Raw genomic sequence first — 13,843 nt, forward strand, 5'->3', positions numbered from 1 at the left:
GACCCTCGAAATACGCGAGTGAGACAACGTTGCCTAGAAATGCAGCAGACCCACCCAGGACACCTCCATCGGTCTGAAGGTGTTGGCCTTGCATCAGTAGTTTTCCCGTCGATTCACGGGACGATCACCCCTGGTCAGGTAGCCGATGGCAATGAACTGGTGGCCTTCGACCAGTGCGACGCGAGCTGTACCGGCACAAGGCCGTAGTCGCCGCCCTCCCTGGGTCGGTTCTGAACCATAGCCAGTCAAGACAACGTTGCCTAGGGGTTCAGCGCGACTGTCGGCGGCCGGTTGCCCAGAAGGGGCGTGACGATGGCGCGCAGGCTCTTCCCGGGCGCATCACCTTGCCCAACAGGGCCTGGAGGCACGGAAGTCACGCCTGAACTGTTGCCCGAAACCTCTCGTTCCCGCCGGGCGCCACGCGCATGGCCGGAACGGGCCTAGCGAGCGGTGTCCGGGGCGACGGGGAGGTCTGCCACTGCGGCGCCGGACGTGCGGCGCTCGACGAGGGTCGTGGGGATCACGACGGTCTTGGGGCGCGAGGTGTCTCCCGCGATGCGCTTGAACAGCAGTTCGGCGCCGATCCTGCCGATGGCGCGCACGTCGTAGGAGACGACGGTGAGCGGACGCGCCATCAGTCCGGCGGTCTCGAAGTCGTCGAAGCCGACCACGTCCAGGTCCTGCCCCAGCCGGTTCAACGCGCCGAGGGCGCCGAGGGTGATCCGGTTATTGAGGGCGAAGAGCGCGGTGGGCGGCTGCGGCGCCGAGAGCATCCGCTCGACCGCGGCCTCGGTGTCGCGCAGCGAGTGCAGGCCGTACCGGATCAGGTCGGGCCGGTACGGCAGCCCCGCCCCCTCCAGCGCACTCTCTGCGGCCGACAGCCGCTCGGCCATGGGATGGATGCTCAGCCAGTCCGACAGCACGCCGATCCGCTCATGGCCGCGCACCACCAGGTGCTCGATCGCGGACCGCGCGCCAGCCGCGTTGTCGATGAGCACGGTGTCGGCGCGCAGGTTGGTGGGCGGACGGTCGAGGAAGACGGCCGGGGTGCCCATCTCTATCTCGGCACGCAGATAGACGTGGTCGGCGGTGCTGCCGGCGGGCACGACCAGCAGCCCGTCGACCCGGTGCTCGCACATCTGCAGCAGGAGCTTGCGCTCGCGGTCGGCGTCCTCCTCCGAACTGGCCGTGATCAGCAGCGTGTCGTGCTCCAGGGCGCACTGCGCCGCGGCGGCGGCGATGCCCGCGTAGAAGGGGTTGGCCAGGTCCTCGATGAGCAGTCCGACCGTGGCCGACGTACTGCTCGAACGCAGGTCCCGGGCCTTGTTGTTGCGCCGGAACCCCAGCCGGGTCACCGCGGCCAGCACGCGCTCGGCCAGCTCCGGGTCGACGGTGGGCACGCCGTTCACCACGCGCGAGACGGTCTTGAGGCTCACGCCTGCCTCGCGTGCGACGTCGACCATCGTCGGGCGCCGCGGCCCGGACGTGTTCGGACCCGGTGTACTCATGGACGGAACGCTCCTCTCGGCGACATGGCGCGGTGAGGGTGCCAACGTTGTCCCGCTGGGCAACCGCACAGCCGCCGAGCTCCCGCGGATCACCCTACGCCATCGTCGTCCTCCGCTTCGATGGGCCTGATCCGGAGGGTGAAGCGGGCCTGAACCGCGGCCAGATGGTGCCGTGGCTGGACGGCAGGTCCGCACGAGCCGCTGCCGAGGCCGTGGTGTTCGACGTCGATGTTGAGGTGGACGAGGCCGTCGGGCTCCAGGCCGACGGTGTGGTCCGCGCTCTGCAACGCCTGTGTGGACCACGGTTTCACGGTCAGGTCGAACCACGGGCTACCGGTGATCTCGATGCCGCCGGTACCGTATGCGGCTTGACATGGAGAGGTGCCGTCCCTGTCGTCGCCGCCGTCCCCGCCGGGACTGGAGGGGGTGAGGCGGGCCCACCGGAGGTGTCTTCGGTTGCCGTTCTCCTGCGGACGCACGTAAGGGGTCTGCATGGCTTCGACGGTGCTCTCGTACCGTCCGACCCGTACCGCGGTGTCGCTGTCCCGGTAGGCCTCACCGGGTCCGAGACCGAACCAGGTGACCTGGTCGAACTCGCCCGGCACGGTCATCGCGACGCCGAGCCTGGGCAGCGGGACGGGCCACGGACCCGTCGGTGCGGTGTCGACGGTCAGCACAAGCCGGTTCCCGTCCTCGGTACTCCAGTGGTAGTCGGCGAGCAGTCCGAGGTCCGATCCCGCCGGGGAGATCCTGGTCCGTACGGTGATCCCGTCGTCGTCGGTCTCGATCCGCAGGACCTTGTGCCGGAGGCGGTCCAGTCCGGCCTGCTGCCATGCCGCACCCAGTGGTGAGAACCGGTCGTTGTCGATCGGCGCCCGCCACACATCGACCCGGGGACCGCGCACGGGCAGTTCGCCGAGGCGGACCAGGGTTCCGGTGATCGCGTCGAACCGGGCGGCGCCCAGCGTGATCGTGTCACCGTCGCGGCGCGGTACCGGGAGCCGGCCGTCGTCTCCGCGTCCCGGTGAGGCGTCCGGCGGAGCGGCCTGCGACGTGCTGTCGGCGACCGGACCGATCTGGGCCCAGGCGATGGTGTGGCCCACGTCGGCCCAGGGTTCGTTCGCGGCGAGTCCGGCGCTCACGGTCAGCCAGTGTTCTCCTCGCCCGGCCGTGTCGACGGCCTTGGCCAGGGCGTCGGGCCAGCCGGCACGGTCCTGGGCGCCGGGCCCGATCACCGGTACGTCCCACTCGCCCTCGGCCACCGGGACACCGTCCGCCTCCAGGTGCCAAGTCCACCTGAGATAACCGGTGTCACGTGTGTGGTGCAGGTTGCGGACCACGATGCCCCGGCCCGGCGCGGCCTCGATCCTGACCGGCTCGATGACCTTCGCGTACTCCAGCAGTCCGGGCGAGGGGGTGCGGTCCGGGAACAGCAGCCCGTCGATGACGAAGTTGCCGTCGTGGACGGGCTCTCCGAAGTCCCCGCCGTAGGCGTGGTACAGGGTTCCCCCGGCGTCTCGCCGTGCGATGCCGTGGTCGATCCATTCCCAGACGAAGCCTCCGGCCAGTCGTGGATGCGCCTCGAACAGCTCCTGGTACTCCCGCAGTCCGCCGGGACCGTTGCCCATGGCGTGCCCGTACTCGCACAGCAGCAACGGCATGGCGCGCCGCCGTGCGTCGTTCGCGGGGTCGCCGGTCAGTGGTTCCTGTCCGCAGGCGATCGCCGCCACCGTGGCGTGGTCCGGGTACATCAACGAATAGAGATCGGTGCAGACGCAGTTGTCCCAGTCGCCCTCGTAGTGGATGAGGCGGTCCGGATCCCGGTCGCGGATCCATGCGGCCATGGCCTCCAGGTTCGCCCCGGTGCCCGACTCGTTGCCCAGCGACCAGATCACGACGCTGGGATGGTTCTTGTCCCGTTCCACCATCCGTTCGGCCCGGTCGAGCAGCGCCGCCCGCCAGGCCGGATCGGCACCGGGACTGCCCCGCCAGGCGTTCTTCGAGAAGCCGTGCGTCTCCAGGTCGCATTCGTCGATGACCCAGAGCCCGTACTCGTCGCACAGGTCGAGGAAGGCCGTGTCCGGCGGGTAGTGGCTCGTTCTGACAGCATTGATGTGATGCCGTTTCATCAGCAGAACGTCGGCGAGCATCGTCTCGTGCCTGAGTGTCCGTCCGGTGACCGGATGCCATTCGTGCCGGTTGACACCGCGGAACAGCAGAGGCCTTCCGTTGGCGGTCAGTACACCGTCCTCGACCGCGATCCGCCGGAAGCCGATCCGGATCGGCACCCGTTCCGTCGCCGTCGTCAACTCACCTCGGTAGAGGTGTGGTTGTTCGTCGCTCCAGGGCGTGACACCGGTCACGGCGTGCGGTCCGGCCGGGTCGGCGTCGACGAGCCCGAGTTCCGGGACGTTGAGCCGGGCCCCGCCCTCGACGTCGACGCGCAGCGTGCCCACGCCTGTGTGGTGGTCGTAGTCGGCGTGGACGAAGAAGTCGGCGATGCCCCCGGCGGGCCGGGCCAGCAGGCGCACCGAGCGGAAGATTCCCGACAGCCACCACATGTCCTGGTCTTCCAGGTAGGTTCCGGCGGACCACTGGTGCACCCGGACCGCCAGCACGTTGCGTCCGGGGGACAGCACGTCCGTGACGTCGAACTCGGTCGGCAGCCGGCTGCCCTTGCCGTCGCCCAGCCGCACCCCGTTCAGCCAGACCGCGAAGCACGAGTCCACGCCCTCGAACCTGAGGACCGCCGCTTGCCCGTCGGCGAAGCCCGCTCCGGCCTCGAACTCCCGGCGGTACTCCCCCGTCGGGTTGTCGTCGGGCACCCGGGGCGGGTCGACCGGGATCGGGTACGTGATGTTCGTGTAGGCGGGAGCACCGAACCGGGTGGGTCCTGGCAGGCCGTCCAGCTGCCAGCACGAGGGCACCGCGATGCGGGTCCAGGCGCCCGCGTCGAACGCGGGGTCCTCGAACTCCGGGGTCAGGTCGTTGAGCCCGGCAGCCAACCGGAAGCTCCACGAGCCGTCCAGTTCGATCATCGGTGCGTCGGAACGGAACGACGCACGGGGCCGGGCCCGGCCGTTGCCGGGTGACACGTCCTCGACATACGCGTTCGCGGTGCGGCAGCGCTGCGTGTGGTCCATCGGTGTGGCTGTCCTTTCCCTGCGTTCGGATCAGTTCGGCATGGGGGGCGGCGCCGTCGACGCGCGGACTTTGAGGGTGCTGGGCGTGACGTGCTCGCGTTGTGCCGGGGGCTGCCCGTCCAGGACGTCGAGCAGAATCCGCGCGGCCCGTCGGCCCACGTCGGCGCTGTGCAGGCTGACGCTGGTCAGCGCGGGGTCGACGAGTTCCGCGGCTGTGGTGTCGTCGAAGCCCGCCACGGACACGTCCGTCGGCAGGGTTCTTCCGTGCTCGCGCAGCCAGCGCATCGCGCCGAACGCCATGCTGTCGTTGAAGGCGAAGATCGCGGTGGGCGGCTCTGGTCGCGTCATCAGCCGTCCGGCCGCGGCGTAGCCGGACGCGGCGGTGAAGTCGCCGTGTTCCACCAGGTCGTCGGGGATCATACGGCGGACGTCGGTCAAGGCGCGGCGCAGGCCCCGCAGCCGGGCGGCCATGGCGAGCCGGTTCTCCGCCGGGCCGTTGACGACGCCGATCCGGCGGTGTCCCAGGGCGAGCAGGTGCTGGGTGACGGCGTAGGCGCCGCCCTCGTCGTCGGGGTGGACGCGGTAGAGGTCTTCGTCCGTGTAGCCGATGACGACGGTGGGATAGCCCGCCGACCGCAGCGCGGGAAGCGCCTCCCCGCCGACCCCGGCTTCCACGAGGAGCCCGTCGACCTGGCGGCGCCGGGTGAAGCGGCGGTGGGCCGAGGCCGCGTCGTCGGGCACCTCTCGGGTGGACAGCAGCAAGCCGTAGCCGCGGGCGGCGAGTTCCTGGTCCGCTCCCCCGACCAGGCGGATCAGATGGTCGTTGGAGAACGCGAAGCCGGGGTTGTACGGGAGGACGACGCCGACGACCTCGGTGCGTCCGCTCGCGAGGGCGCGAGCGCCCGCGCTCGGGCGGTAGTCGAGCACTCGCATGGCGCACAGCACCTTGTCCCGAACGCCGTCGGTGACCGTGGGGTCGCCGTTCACCACCCGGGAGACCGTCTGGTGCGAGACACCCGCCCTGGCCGCGACGGTGCGCAGAGTCGGCCGATCGGACACTCAGGGACCCCTAACCAATGACCGTTCACTTGGAGCACATCGGATCATAGGGCTCCCACTCACCCAGTGGAAGCCGCCTCACATGGATTGACGCGCTGCTTGAGCGTCTCTATCTTCAACGACGTCAAGTGAACGGTCACTTGCTGTCTGGCCGACCGGAAGATGCTCACCGAGCAAAGGATCCTGATCATGAGCGACAGGACGCCGGAACGTAACCTCCCCTCACCCCGCAAGGGCGCCGTGACCCGTCGCCAAGCGCTGGCCTACGGCAGGAACGCCGCGATCGCCGCAGGACTGGCCGGTGCGTTCTCCTTGGAGAGCGCCGTCACCGCGGCGGCAGCGCCCGACGTTGCGTCAGGAACCCTTGCCGCACCGGCTCCCGACGCCTCCCCGTACGCCGGCACCTCCGACGTGGTGACTTCCTGGACCGGGAACACCTTCTCCGGGGCCACCGAGTGGGTGCAGAACTTCATCTTCAACATCGCCGTCGCCGCGGACGGCACGGTCTACACCGTCAGCTTCTGGGACGAGGCCGGCAACTACGCCGGTATCTACAAGGACGGCCACCTCATCGGAAACTGCAGAGGGGCCAACGGCGACGCGGTCGCGGTCAACGGCACCTACGCCTACCTCACCGTCGGCAACGGCCTGACGCGCTTCACCCTGAACGGCACCGGCACGTCCTTGACGTACAACGTGGGAAGCCCGCCGGCCGCGGCGGCCGCTTCGACGACGCAGGTGGTGGCCACCGACCGGGTGTCCAACCAGGTGAAGGTCTTCGACGCGGCCACCGGATCGCTCCAGCGGAGTTGGAGCGTCAACAAGCCGGGCGCGGTCGCGATCGACGCCGACGGCGGCATCTGGGTCGTCGAGAACATCACACGGGACACGAACGACGGACACTTCTGGCACGTCGATTCCGCGCGTCCGGCACGGATCCTGCACTTCTCCAACGCCGGGACCGCGTTGCCCGGAACCATCAGCGGGCCTGCGGGCGACTGGATCCCGACCTCGCTGGCGATCGACGTCCACGGAGACCTGCTGGTCGGTGACAACGGCCCGCTCCGTCAGGTGCACACGTACGGCAACCTGTCCGGGACGCCGGTGCAGACACGAAGTCTGGGCCTCGCCGGCGGTATCGGGGCGGGGACACCGGGCCGCAACATCGCCGACAAGTTCTTCGGCATCACCGGGGTCGGTGGTGACTCGGCGGGCAACGTCTACGTCGCCATGTGCGAGTTCGGTTCGTGGATCCGCAAGTTCGACTCGCTGGGAAACCTGGTCTGGCAGCTCCAAGGGAGTGCCTTCGTCGACGCCGCCGACTTCGACCCGCAGTCCGACGGGCTGGACGTCTACACCAAGCAGTGCCATTACCGTCTCGACGTCACGAAGCCGCCGGGGCGCGATGTGGCCTGGCGCGGCTACTCCCTCGACTCCGTCAAGTACCCCCAGGACGCACGCCTGTTCCTGACCGGCCACCAGCACCATGCCGCGTCTCCGTCGCTGCTGCGCAAGAACGGCTCCCTGTACATGTACGTCACCGGCATGTACTGCTCGCACCTGCTCATCTACCGGTTCGAGGGTGAGATCGCCAAGCCGTCCGGGGCGTTCTTCAAACAGCACTGGACCGGCGACGACCCCACGTGGCCCCCGTACCAGCCGGCGCAGGGCCAATGGATCTGGCGCGACCTGAGCGGGAACGGCAGGTTCGAAGCCGGCGAATACCTCCAGCCCGGCACAGGTCAGAACTCCCCGGGCAACTGCTGGGTCTGGTTCGTCGACACCAATGGAGACGTCTGGGAGGGCGGGGACCGTAACCTGCGCCGCTATCCCCTCCAGGGCTTCGACGCCCAGGGCAACCCGGTCTACGACTACGTCAGCATGGTGACGATCCCCCTGCCCGCCCCGTTCACCACCGTCCGACGCCTGCACTACGACGTGGACGGCGACGTCATGTACATGGCCGGGTACACGCCCACCGCGCCGTTCGACAACGCCTACTGGAAGGAGTGCGGCAAGGTCCTGGCGCGCTACGACCGTTGGAGCACCGGCAACCGTGCGGCGACCTGGACCATGCTCCTCCCCTGGGACACCACGGCGACGCCGGCCGTGACGACGGTGGGCCTCGCGTGGGCAGGCGACTACATCTTCACAGTCGGTGTCCAGACCCGCGGCCAGGTCTGGGTCTGGAGGGCCAGTGACGGAAGCGCCGTCGGCAGCTGGCTCCCCGGCAGCAACGTCGGCGGGGTCGACCGGACCGGATGGGTCGACATCCCGTACGGCATCTCCGCGGTCCGGCGCTCCACCGGGGAGTACCTGGTCAACGTCGAGGACGATCTCTTCAACAAGGTGCTGCTCTACCGCTGGGTCCCCTGAGCTTCGTCGCAAGGGCGGGCAGGCCGCAGCACGGCTGACGCGGCGGTGCGGTTCCCGGCGCGGGGAAGGCGCCTATCGGGCCGCCGCGATCCTCGTAGGGATGCGTTCGAGGACGACGTACGCGATCAAGGCGACGACGAGGCCTCTCACCGCGTCGGAGAACTGCGGCGCGAACCGGTGCACGAGTCCGCCGACCAGCGCACCGCACGCCCACGCCGCGAATGCCGTGGGGCGCACGGCCGCGGCGTGACGCCGGTCGACCGTGCTGCGCAGGATCACCTGGTCGGCGATGAGCACGCCGCCGAGCGGCGGGACGAAGACGCTGAGGACGACGAGCCAGTCGAGGAAGTGGTCCCACACCCCGGCGAGCGCGGCGGCTGTGCCGATGACCCCCGGGACGAGGATCGTGATCCGCATCCTGAGGCGGGTCAGGTGCGACCAGCTGAGGGCTCCGTTGCAGAGGCAGTGGCTGCACGCCGAGCCGAGGTTGACGAAGACGAACACGGCCGCGAGGGCGTCGAGGACGACGCCGTGACCGCCGGTGAGGATCGGCAGGAAGTTGCCTCCGACCGTGGCAGCGGAGGCGATGGCCCCGGCTGCCACGACGATGCCACCGGTGATCTGGGCGACGAGGCTGGCCAGCGGGAACGCGGTGGCGGTAGCGATCATGGCCCCCGGAGAAGTAGTCCGAGCAGGCGATGAATTCGAAGACTTCCTTCTTCTGTTCGGTGGTGAAGTCGGTCTGCAACAGCGACGGAGCCAGCGCCTGCAGGAGCAGGAGGGTGCCCGCACTGTTTCGGTTGTGGCACTCGTCGCCCATGTGCAGGGCCTGAGAGAGGAGCAGACGGAGGTCGACGGTGCCGCCGATCTCCTTGGCTTCCTTCAGAACCTGCCATGCCGCTCATTCCCATCGAGCCGAGACCGAGCAGGTTTGGTATACCCGGGGCATCGGTGGCGTGCCTGTCAGGGGGACGACGGGCAAGCGTGCCAGGAGTGCGGCGTTCACCATCGTCGGCTCACCGGTCGGAGTCCCCCTGAGGGGAACAGCGCCTCGCCTACCACTTCCAGCTTCGTCACCATCCGCGCCCCGCCATCAGCACCCTGACCACCCAGGTGCGCACCCTGATGGTCCTCGGCCGTCACCAGCAGGCCACCGCACGCCCCTCGCTGATCGTCACCGGACCCGCCGCCGCAGGCAAAACGACCGCCCTCCTGAACGCCGGGCGTGCCTGCCACCTCGCCCACACCCGCAAAAACCCGCCCCCGACCGGATCTGCGCACGCTGCGGTACCCGTCGCGTACGTCCTCGTCCCGCCCGGCGCCACCGCGAAAACCCTCATCACCGAATTCGCCCGCTACCTCGGCATCCCCGTGGCCGCCCGCATGACCCAGACCCAGATCACCGACGCCGTCTGCCACACCTACACCCAGGCTGGTGTCCAACTCGTCCTCATCGACGAGATCCACCGCCTCAACCCACGCACCACCACCGGCGCCCAAACCGCCGACCTGATCAAAGACCTCACCGAACGCCTGCCCGCGACCTTCGTCTACGCCGGCATCAACGTCACCGACACACCCCTCTTCACCGGAACCCGCGGCGCCCAACTCGCAGGACGCGCCACCCTGGTCAACTGCGGGCCCCTCCCCGCCCGCCACAGCACCCGCCACCCCTTCCGCGACGTCATCACCGACATCGAAAACAACCTCGACCTCACCCATCACCAACCCGGCACACTCCCCCGCCACGCCCCCTACCTCCACCAACGCACCGCCGGCCGCATCGGATCCCTCACCCGACTCATCCGCCAAGCCGCTATCACCGCCATCTGCGACGGCACCGAACGCATCACCAAAACCTCGCTCGAAGCCATCTACCTCGACCATCTCGCAGAAACCCACCACCGCCCAACCCGAGGCCGCTAACCCACACCCCACCCACCGAAGCCCTGACCAGCACAAACGCCAACCGAGCCTTTACACGCCAGAACTACCTACAACGAACCCAGCCACACTCAGCACAGAACACATAACCCAAGCTCACACGTACTGACCTCGCCATCCGAACCACTCACCCCACCTCTCAACGAAACAACAACACACCAGGTCAACCAACACCCGGCACACCAACAAACCCCCCTCCGAGCGTCAACTCTAGAGCGCTGCGCCAGGTGGGCGGGCAGCTTCTGAAAGTTCCGGGTCTCGGCCGTAGCTGACCACGAGCTCCGTGCGCGTCACCCAGGACAGCCTCGGCTCACGCTGCCCGGGACCGCAAGCATCCGGCACGGGCATCTGACGGTTCGAGAAGAACCGAGTGTCGCCCATTGACAGTCAGAGGAGCGGACCCTAGCCTCCGGACATTCGAATAAGCGATCGTTGTTCGTATATACGAATGACGAGAGGGGGGCACGTGAGCGATACATCGGTGGTCCGCGCCATGCGGATCCTGGAGTTGCTGGCCCACACGGAGAAGCCGGTGCCGCTGAAAGACCTGGCAGCGGCGTTGGACATCCCCAAGAGCACCGCGCACGGCATCCTGCGCGATCTGGTGCAGGAGCGCTTCGTGGACCTGAAGGAGCCTGCGGCCTACACGATCGGCCTCAAGGCGTTTGAGGTCGGTTCCGCCCACCTGCGCGTGGCCGGATTCAGCGGTGTGGTCGCGTCGGAGCTGGGACGCCTGTGCCGGGCGCTCGACCTGACCGCGCACTACGCGGTGCTGGACGGCACGGACGCGGTGTACCTGTACAAGCAGGACCCGCCGGGCCTGGGTGTGCGGCTGGCCAGTTCGGTCGGGGCCCGGCTGCCGTCCCACCTGACCGCGGTCGGGAAGAGCTGCCTGGCCTGGCTGGAGGTGGGTACGGTCGCCGACCACGTCGTCTTCACGGGTGCAGCGGACTCGTCGCGGGGGCCGGAGGCGGACGCGCTGGCGTGCGAGCTTGCCCGGGTCCGCGAGCGCGGGTACTCCACCGACCACGGGCAGGTGGCGCTGGGCATCGAGTGCGTGGCCGCCCCCGTGTTCGATGCCGGCGGACCCCGCGGAGCGCTCGGGGTCAGCTACCTGCACGGCGCCTCCAGCCAGGTTGACGATGTCGCGGGCGCGGTGCGCGAGTCGGCCGCACGGCTGACCTCCATGCTCGGAGGTACGGTCCGATGATCGAGGCACGACCGTGGCTGGACCGGATCCAGCCGTACCGGCCCGGCCGTCACGCGACCAGCGCCGACGGATCGATGGCGTCCAACGAGTCCCCCCTCGGCGCCAGCCCCGCGGTCGCCGAAGCCGTCGCCGCCGCTGCCGTTGAGGCCCACCTCTACCCCGACTCTCTTGCACTGGCCCTCCGCGAGGAGCTCGCCTGCCTGCACGACGTGCATCCTGATCAGATCCTGTTGGGCAACGGCTCCGACGAACTTATCTTCCTGCTCGCCTGGGCCTACCTGGCCCAGGGCGGGCACGCTGTGTGCGCCGATCCGGCCTATCGTATGGACGAGATCAGCAGCCAGGTCGTCGACGCCCAGCTCACCAAGGTGCCGCTGCGTGACTGGACCCACGACCTCGACACCATGGCGGCCATCCCGGCCGACATCGCCTACGTCGTGAACCCGCACAATCCCACCGGTACCGTGGTTGGCCGCGGCGCACTGGAGCGGTTCGTCGCGACCGCCCGGGCCCGACTTGTCGTCGTCGACGAGGCATATATCGATTTCACCGATGCCCCGGACGCGACCACCGCCCTGCCACTGGCCCGCAGAGGCCAGGCCGTCGTGCTGCGGACCTTCTCCAAGGTCCACGGCCTGGCCGGACTGCGGGTCGGCTACCTGATCGGCAACCAGGAGATCGTGGCCACGCTGCGCAAGATCCGCGCCCCCTTCTCCGTCAGTGCCCTCGCCCAAGCCGCAGCCCTCGCGGCGGTCCGCGACCTGGACCACACGGACGCGGTGCGACGGCACACCCGCGACCACCTGGCGGCCCTGACCGACCTGATCAGCAAGGCCGGCTACCGGGTCGTCCCTTCCCAGGCCAACTTCGTGCTCGTGCAGACCCCCGACGAGCAACGGCTGATCGACCGGCTGGCCGCGCACGGCATCACGGTCCGCCCGGGCAGCTCGCTGGGTGTGCCCGGCACCGTGCGGATGAGCGTCCCCACCGCCAAGGGACTCGACCTGGTGGCACGGGCTCTGGCCTCCGGCTGAACCATCCCGGACGAACAACCGCACAACAAAGAACGACCGGCAGTTTCGAGAGTACCGTCACCCAAGGAGCGAGGATGGCACAGTCGGAAAGACCCGCCGCAGTTCTCGAGCGGCGCACGATCGACGTGGTACCGGATGCGGAGCGGCACGGGACGCCGCTGAGTCAGTTCACGCTCTGGTTCGGGGCGAACATGCAGATCACAGCCGTGGTCAACGGCTCGCTGGCGGTCGTGTTCGGCGCCGACGCGCTGTGGGGCATTGTCGGGTTGCTGATCGGCAACCTGGTCGGCGGCGTGGTCATGGCGCTGCACTCCGCCCAGGGCCCCCGCCTGGGGCTCCCGCAGATGATCTCCAGCCGGGCGCAGTTCGGCGTGCTGGGCGCGGTCGTGCCGCTGGTCCTGGTGATCGTGATGTACCTCGGCTTCGCCGCCACCGGAACGGTGCTGGCCGGTCAGGCGGTCGACGACATCCTGCACACCAGCACACCCGCAGTCGGCATCGTCGTGTTCGGCGTCCTGACCGCGCTCGTGGCGATCCTGGGCTACCGCTACATCCACGCACTTGGACGTGCGGCGACCGTGCTGGGAACGATCGGCTTCGCCTACCTCGCCATCCGTCTGGCCACCACCCACGACCTCGGTGGGGCCTTCCACAGCACCTCGTTCGGCGCCGCCACGTTCCTGCTGGCGATCTCCCTGGGCGCTGGCTGGCAGCTCACCTACGGCCCCTACGTCGCCGACTACTCCCGCTACCTGCCACGCGACACCCCCGAGCGCACCACCTTCCACTGCACCCTGTGGGGAAGCGTGGCCGGCTCGCAGCTGTCGATGACCCTCGGTGTGCTGCTCGCCTCGATACCGGCCTCGCAGGGCGGCGGATTCCTCGACAACCAGGTCGGCTTCCTCGGCACGCTGGCCGGTGGCGGCTTCATCGCCGTCCTGATCTACCTGGTCGTCCTCGTCGGGAAACTGACCGTCAACTGCCTGAACGCCTACGGCGGCTTCATGTCCGCGCTCACCACCGTGTCGGCCTTCACCAACGCCCGGCGTATCTCCCAGGCCGCCCGCGGCGCTTACATCGGCGGTTTCATCGCCGCTTCGATGCTCATCGCGATCCTGGCCAGCCACGACTTCCTGAGCAACTTCAAGAACTTCGTACTGACCCTGCTGATGGTGTTCACCCCCTGGAGCGCCATCAACCTGGTCGACTACTACCTGGTGTCCAAGGAAAAGGTGGACATCCCCGCCCTGTACGACCCCTCCGCACGCTACGGCCGATGGAACTTCATCGCGCTGACCAGCTACGGCATCGGCATCGTGGCCCAGATCCCGTTCCTGGCCCAGTCGTTGTACACCGGCCCGGTGACCAAAGCCCTTGGCGGCGCCGACATCTCCTGGATCGTCGGTCTCCTACTCACGGCGGCGCTCTATTACGGATGGATCCGCAAGCGCTCCACCGCGCCAACCGCGATGATCTACCCGGAGGACGCCGACGCCACCGGGCCCCGCACCGACTCCCGCGCCGAGATGAACAGCCTGTAGTACGCCGGCAGCCCGCCGAACGCGTGCC

Annotated in this window: 9 protein-coding genes and 1 pseudogene; 5 read left to right on the forward strand and 5 right to left on the reverse strand. The window is 68.8% G+C overall.

Features of this window, described 5'->3' with window-relative positions; all coding sequences use genetic code 11:
- Window positions 1–440: 440 nt before the first annotated feature.
- From ACFU8Q_RS07990 to ACFU8Q_RS08000, 3 genes are all read right to left on the reverse strand, one after another.
- Window positions 441–1,508: a LacI family DNA-binding transcriptional regulator gene (locus ACFU8Q_RS07990; protein ID WP_384449415.1), complete on the reverse strand. Its 1,068-nt coding sequence runs from the start codon at window positions 1,506–1,508 to the stop codon at window positions 441–443.
- An 89-nt stretch (window positions 1,509–1,597) separates the two neighbouring features.
- Entirely contained in the window at window positions 1,598–4,651 is a 3,054-nt protein-coding gene (locus tag ACFU8Q_RS07995; protein WP_384449418.1) for a glycoside hydrolase family 2 TIM barrel-domain containing protein, read from the reverse strand.
- 30 nt (window positions 4,652–4,681) lie between these two features.
- Window positions 4,682–5,710: a LacI family DNA-binding transcriptional regulator gene (locus tag ACFU8Q_RS08000; RefSeq protein WP_384449421.1), complete on the reverse strand. Its 1,029-nt coding sequence runs from the start codon at window positions 5,708–5,710 to the stop codon at window positions 4,682–4,684.
- A gap of 189 nt (window positions 5,711–5,899) precedes the next feature.
- Between ACFU8Q_RS08000 and ACFU8Q_RS08005 the strand changes: the two genes are divergently transcribed.
- Complete coding sequence (locus ACFU8Q_RS08005; protein WP_384449423.1) at window positions 5,900–8,086, forward strand: hypothetical protein; 2,187 nt, start codon at window positions 5,900–5,902, stop codon at window positions 8,084–8,086.
- 72 nt (window positions 8,087–8,158) lie between these two features.
- On the opposite strand, the gene ACFU8Q_RS08010 is transcribed toward ACFU8Q_RS08005, so the two are convergent.
- Together ACFU8Q_RS08010 and ACFU8Q_RS08015 are read right to left on the reverse strand one after the other, a co-directional pair.
- Window positions 8,159–8,755, reverse strand: a complete 597-nt coding sequence (locus ACFU8Q_RS08010) for a hypothetical protein (protein WP_384449426.1) — start codon at window positions 8,753–8,755, stop codon at window positions 8,159–8,161.
- A 19-nt stretch (window positions 8,756–8,774) separates the two neighbouring features.
- A pseudogene (locus tag ACFU8Q_RS08015) lies at window positions 8,775–8,972 on the reverse strand (DUF1116 domain-containing protein); the annotation flags it as partial.
- 206 nt (window positions 8,973–9,178) lie between these two features.
- Between ACFU8Q_RS08015 and ACFU8Q_RS08020 the strand changes: the two are divergent.
- The 4 genes from ACFU8Q_RS08020 (at window position 9,179) to ACFU8Q_RS08035 (ending at window position 13,815) form a co-directional block, all read left to right on the forward strand.
- Window positions 9,179–10,012, forward strand: coding sequence for a TniB family NTP-binding protein (locus tag ACFU8Q_RS08020; protein WP_384449441.1), 834 nt, complete (start codon window positions 9,179–9,181; stop codon window positions 10,010–10,012).
- 484 nt (window positions 10,013–10,496) lie between these two features.
- Window positions 10,497–11,240 (forward strand): IclR family transcriptional regulator, encoded by a 744-nt coding sequence (locus ACFU8Q_RS08025; protein ID WP_384449429.1) that lies wholly within the window; start codon window positions 10,497–10,499, stop codon window positions 11,238–11,240.
- On the forward strand, window positions 11,237–12,274 hold the full coding sequence (gene hisC / locus ACFU8Q_RS08030) for a histidinol-phosphate transaminase (protein WP_384449432.1): 1,038 nt from the start codon (window positions 11,237–11,239) through the stop codon (window positions 12,272–12,274). The genes ACFU8Q_RS08025 and hisC overlap by 4 nt, the downstream gene beginning before the upstream one ends.
- Window positions 12,275–12,348: 74 nt before the next feature.
- Window positions 12,349–13,815, forward strand: a complete 1,467-nt coding sequence (locus tag ACFU8Q_RS08035) for a purine-cytosine permease family protein (RefSeq protein WP_384449435.1) — start codon at window positions 12,349–12,351, stop codon at window positions 13,813–13,815.
- Window positions 13,816–13,843 lie beyond the last annotated feature (28 nt).

Origin of the sequence: Streptomyces sp. NPDC057543, from assembly GCF_042801895.1 — a bacterium.
Taxonomy (GTDB): domain Bacteria; phylum Actinomycetota; class Actinomycetes; order Streptomycetales; family Streptomycetaceae; genus Streptomyces.